Here is a 4,459-nt window from a genome sequence, read left to right on the forward strand (position 1 = left end):
CGGGTGTGGGCGGCCCCCCCCCCCCACCACCCCCCCGCGCGGGCCCGCCCGCCCCCCCACCGCCCGGGGGGGCCGGGCCGGTGCGCCCGGGCCCCCCCGGGTGGTTCAGTCGGTGGCTCGGCGGCTCACCGGCCGTCAGTGCATGACGGCCATGGCGAGCGCGCGGCGGGCGCGCAGCGAGACGCGCTCGGCCTTCCGCTGCATGCGCCGGGCGGCGACCAGGCGCAGGGCGTGACGCTCGGCGTCCACCTCACGCATGCGGTCGTCCATATGGGCACGAGCCAGGGCTTCTGGGATGAGTTGCATTTCGCGGGTCCTGTTCTGACGCGAGGTGATCGCGCCGGCGGTGATGAAGTCTGCGGTGGCGGAGCCGTGCGGCTGCTCGCTCGTGGTGGCGTGAGGGGACATGAGGGCCTGCTTCAAGGGGTCGTGCGTCAGGGGGCGGTCGATGGTTCCGATGGCGGTCATGCCGCTGCAACCGGGTTCTTGCGCGGACGGCCACGGGGACGCTTGCGCGCTACGACGACGCCCTGGACGAAGAGCTCTCCGCCCCAGACGCCCCAGGGCTCGCGGCGCTCCTTGGCGCCGGCGAGGCAGGCCTCGACCAGCGGGCAGGTGCCGCAGAGGGACTTGGCGTACTCGACGTCGGCCGGGGACTCGGCGAAGAAGACCTCGGGGTCGAAGGTGCGGCAGGGGACGGGCACGCCGAGGTTCTCGATGGCGTCGTCGAGCGCGGTGAGCGCGGTGAGGGGGGTCAAGGCTGAGTCCTCCGGGACTGCGGGCGGGGAGATCGTTTGGGTCTGCGGTACGGACGGGGCGTGCGCTTCGAGTTGCACGGTGTTTTCTTCCTCGTCTTGTTCGGCTAGTCGTTCCGGCCGGTCGGCCGGTCGCGGCTTGGTACCTGGTCTTGCCAGTCCCGAGGCCCCTTCACTCCGCCGTCCCCGTTCGGGGACAAACAGAAGGGCCGCGGATCCCGGGTGGGGTTCCGCGGCCCTGAAGGCGCCGGCCAGATCTCGCGATCAGGCTGGATCACTCCAGGGTTCGAGCCCGCGGAAGGCCCACATCAGGTGGTGCTGCTGCTTCTTCGTCTGCGTCTGGGATCCGGCACCGGCTGCGGCCGCGAAGCCATAGGCGCCATGCGCCTGGGCTTCCAGTACTGCCACCGGTGCCTGGGTCGGTCGCTCATTGCGCTCGCTGACCGGAAGGGTCGCCAGCAGGGCGGGACGGTCCGCGGCAATCGCGGACAGACCGGTACCCAGGATGGAGACGGAGCCGAGCAGGCAGGAAGCGTCGACCGAGCGATCGGTCATTTTGGTGAAGGTCATGAAGCTGGTCACTGGTCTCGCCTCCTCTCGGCGTCTCGGGGACTCGGCCCGGGGGCCTGTCCCATACGTATTCGGATAAGTACAGCACGGATCCCGGGCTTCGGAGAAGCCACCGTTTCCGTTGCTAAGAACCTATGGGGATTCGCTGGGCATGTGCAAACTATTTTTCCGACGAGTTTCTACGCGTCGTCAGGATCCGCGCCCTCAGGCTCCTGGCCTGCGCAGATGGCCAGCACGTCGGTCCCGTACCGCTCGAGCTTGCGGCCACCCACGCCGGAGATCATCGAGAGCTCCCCGGCCTCGGCGGGCGCGGCCTCCGCGATGGCCATCAGGGTCTTGTCCGTGAACACGCAGTACGCGGGCAGCCCCTGGGCCTTCGACTGGCCGGCGCGCCAGTCGCGCAGCCGCTCGTAGAGGCCCTCGTCCATGTCGGACGGGCAGTCCTCGCAGCGCATCAGCTTGATGTCCCCCGCCTCCGTCAGGGTCTTGCCGCAGACCCGGCACAGCACCGGTCCGCGGCGGCCGCGCTTGCGCGCCCCGCCCTCGGCCGGGGCGCCGACGCGGCTGGAGGGGGCCGCGGAGCCCGGCCGCAGGCCGTTGAGGAAACGGCTGGGGCGACGGGAGGCCCGGCCGCCCGGAGCCCGGGAGAGCGCCCAGGAGAGCGTCAGGTGGAGCCGGGCGCGGGTGACGCCGACGTACAGCAGGCGGCGCTCCTCCTCGACCTGCTCGTCGGTCTTGGCGTAGGTGATCGGCATCATGCCGTCGGTGAGGCCGACGAGGAACACGGCGTCCCACTCCAGGCCCTTCGCGGCGTGCAGCGAGGCGAGGGTGACGCCCTGGACGGTCGGCGCGTGCTGGGCGGCCTTGCGTTCGTCCAGCTCGACGGTGAGGTCGGACAGGGTCGCGCCGGGGCGGGCGCGGGCGAAGTCCTCGGCGAGGCGGACCAGCGCGGCCAGGGATTCCCACTGGTCGCGCACGGCACCGGAGCCGGCGGGCGGCTCGGCGGTCCAGCCGGTGGAGCTGAGCACGGCCCGGACCTGGGAGCCCAGTTCCACGACGTCTTCGAGCAGCGGGTCGTTGCTGCCCCCGGAGCGGGCGGCGCCGCGCAGGGCGAGGACGGCCTTCTGGACCTCGGCCCGCTCGAAGAACCGCTCGGCTCCGCGCAGCTGGTACGGGACTCCGGCGTCGGCCAGGGCCTGCTCGTACACCTCGGACTGGGCGTTGATGCGGTACAGGACGGCGATCTCCCCGGCCTGGACGCCCGCCGCGATCAGGTCCCGGACCCGGCCGGCGACGCCCTCGGCCTCGGCGGGCTCGTCGGGGTACTCGGCGTAGACCGGGGCGGGGCCGGGCTCGCGCTGGGAGATCAGCTCCAGGCGGTGCTCGGCGGCCCGGCCCTTGGCCTGGTTCAGCAGGCCGTTGGCGAGGTGCACCACCTGGGGGGTGGAGCGGTAGTCGCGGACCAGCTTGACCACGGTGGCCTGCGGGTAGCGGTTGCGGAAGTTCAGCAGGTGGTCGGGGGTGGCGCCGGTGAAGGAGTAGATGGTCTGGCTGGCGTCGCCGACGACGCAGAGGCTGTCGCGCTCGCCGAGCCACAGGTCGAGCAGGCGCTGCTGGAGCGGGCTGACGTCCTGGTACTCGTCCACCACGAAGTGCTGGTACTGGCTGCGGATCTGCTCGGCGATGTCGTGCCGGTCCTGGAGGATGCCGACGGTGAGCAGCAGCACGTCCTCGAAGTCGATCATGCCGCGGTCGCGCTTGAGCTGTTCGTACGTGCTGTAGATCTGGGCGGTCTCGGCCAGGTCCCGGGGGGCCTCGCGGCCGGCCTTGAGCGCGGCGGCCGGGTAGTCGGCGGGCACGGTCTGGGTGACCTTGGCCCACTCGATCTCGCCGGTGACGTCGCGCAGCTCGTTGCGGTCGAGGCGGATGCGGCAGCGCGCCCCGGCCTCGGCCACGAACTGGATCTTGCGCTCCAGCAGCCGGGGCACCTCGCCGCCGACGGCGCGCGGCCAGAAGTACTGGAGCTGGCGCAGGGCCGCCGAGTGGAAGGTCCGGGCCTGGACCCCGCCCGCGCCGAGGGTGCGCAGGCGGCCGCGCATCTCTCCGGCGGCGCGGTTGGTGAAGGTGACGGCGAGCACACTGGCCGGCATGAGCTGGCCGGAGCGGACCCCGTAGGCGATGCGGTGGGTGATGGCGCGGGTCTTGCCGGTACCGGCGCCCGCCAGCACGCACACCGGGCCGCGCAGGGTCGTGGCGACCTCGCGCTGCTCCGGGTCCAGGCCGAGGAGCACGGCGTCGGCATCGGCCGCGCCGGTGCCGGTGGCGGCCGGGAAGTCTGAGGGGTGCGTTGCTGCTGTCACCCCGCCATGCTGCCAGGTTCCGAGCGGCGGACGGGAAACTTGTCCACAGGTGAGGCCGTTCGTCACACCGCCCGGGGGACGGTCGGAGCGGGCCGGTACGGGCCGGTGCCGGGCAGTGCGCCGGTCCGCGCCCCTCGGCGCCGGTCCGCAGTCGGATCGGTCACACCGGCCGGCCGGGGCGGCCCCGCCGGGAATGGCGCGGCGATGGCGGACGTTCGAGTACTCGGATCAGCCGAGACCTCGATCCACCGAGACCTCACAGAGGAGCGAGCATGCAGGACACGGGCACCGTCACGATGTACAGCACGACCTGGTGCGGCTACTGCCGTCGGCTGAAGACCCAGCTGGACCGGGAAGGCATCGCGTACAACGAGATCAACATCGAGCTCGACCCCGCGTCCGCGAAGTTCGTCGAGCAGGCCAACGGCGGCAACCAGACCGTTCCGACCGTGCTCGTGAAGTCCTCCGCCGGCAACGAGTCCGTCATGACGAACCCGAGCCTGGCCCAGGTCAAGCAGGCCCTCGCCGTCTGACCCGGCTCGCGCGGCCGGCTCCCGGCGCACAGAGTGGCCCCCGCCGCGGCGGGGGCCTTCTGCGTGTCCGGGGGCCGCTCGGCCGCCCCGTCAGAGCGCCGCGGCCGGCTTCGGCAGGGGCTGGCCGTACCAGAGCTCGACCAGGCGGGCCGCGATGGAGATGCCCGACGGGGGCAGCACCTCGCCGGTCTCGATGGCGGCGCGCAGGTCCTCGCGGGAGAACCAGCGGGCCTCCTGGATC

General features: G+C 72.4%; 5 protein-coding genes and 1 pseudogene. 1 reads left to right on the plus strand and 5 read right to left on the minus strand.

Annotation, left to right across the window (positions count from 1 at the left end; translation table 11 throughout):
* Positions 1-135 precede the first annotated feature (135 nt).
* From ACFV0Q_RS38760 to ACFV0Q_RS38775, 4 genes are all read right to left on the minus strand, one after another.
* On the minus strand, positions 136-468 hold the full coding sequence (locus ACFV0Q_RS38760; protein WP_385012434.1) for a hypothetical protein: 333 nt from the start codon (positions 466-468) through the stop codon (positions 136-138).
* Entirely contained in the window at positions 465-836 is a 372-nt protein-coding gene (locus tag ACFV0Q_RS38765) for a WhiB family transcriptional regulator (RefSeq protein ID WP_266574053.1), read from the minus strand. The genes ACFV0Q_RS38760 and ACFV0Q_RS38765 overlap by 4 nt, the downstream gene beginning before the upstream one ends.
* A 183-nt stretch (positions 837-1,019) precedes the next feature.
* Positions 1,020-1,337, minus strand: a complete 318-nt coding sequence (locus tag ACFV0Q_RS38770; RefSeq protein ID WP_385012435.1) for a hypothetical protein — start codon at positions 1,335-1,337, stop codon at positions 1,020-1,022.
* Between the two features lie 167 nt (positions 1,338-1,504).
* Positions 1,505-3,685 carry an ATP-dependent DNA helicase UvrD2 gene (locus tag ACFV0Q_RS38775; protein ID WP_385012437.1) on the minus strand — a complete coding sequence of 727 codons (2,181 nt, stop codon included), beginning with the start codon at positions 3,683-3,685 and terminating at the stop codon, positions 1,505-1,507.
* A 272-nt stretch (positions 3,686-3,957) separates the two neighbouring features.
* Here ACFV0Q_RS38775 and ACFV0Q_RS38780 point away from each other — a divergent pair, with 272 nt between their 5' ends.
* Positions 3,958-4,218: a mycoredoxin gene (locus ACFV0Q_RS38780; protein WP_266574055.1), complete on the plus strand. Its 261-nt coding sequence runs from the start codon at positions 3,958-3,960 to the stop codon at positions 4,216-4,218.
* A 90-nt stretch (positions 4,219-4,308) separates the two neighbouring features.
* Here ACFV0Q_RS38780 and ACFV0Q_RS38785 read toward each other — a convergent pair.
* Positions 4,309-4,459, minus strand: a pseudogene (locus ACFV0Q_RS38785) (NADH pyrophosphatase); the annotation flags it as partial.

Origin of the sequence: Streptomyces sp. NPDC059564 (assembly GCF_042735575.1) — a bacterium.
Classification (GTDB): domain Bacteria; phylum Actinomycetota; class Actinomycetes; order Streptomycetales; family Streptomycetaceae; genus Streptomyces.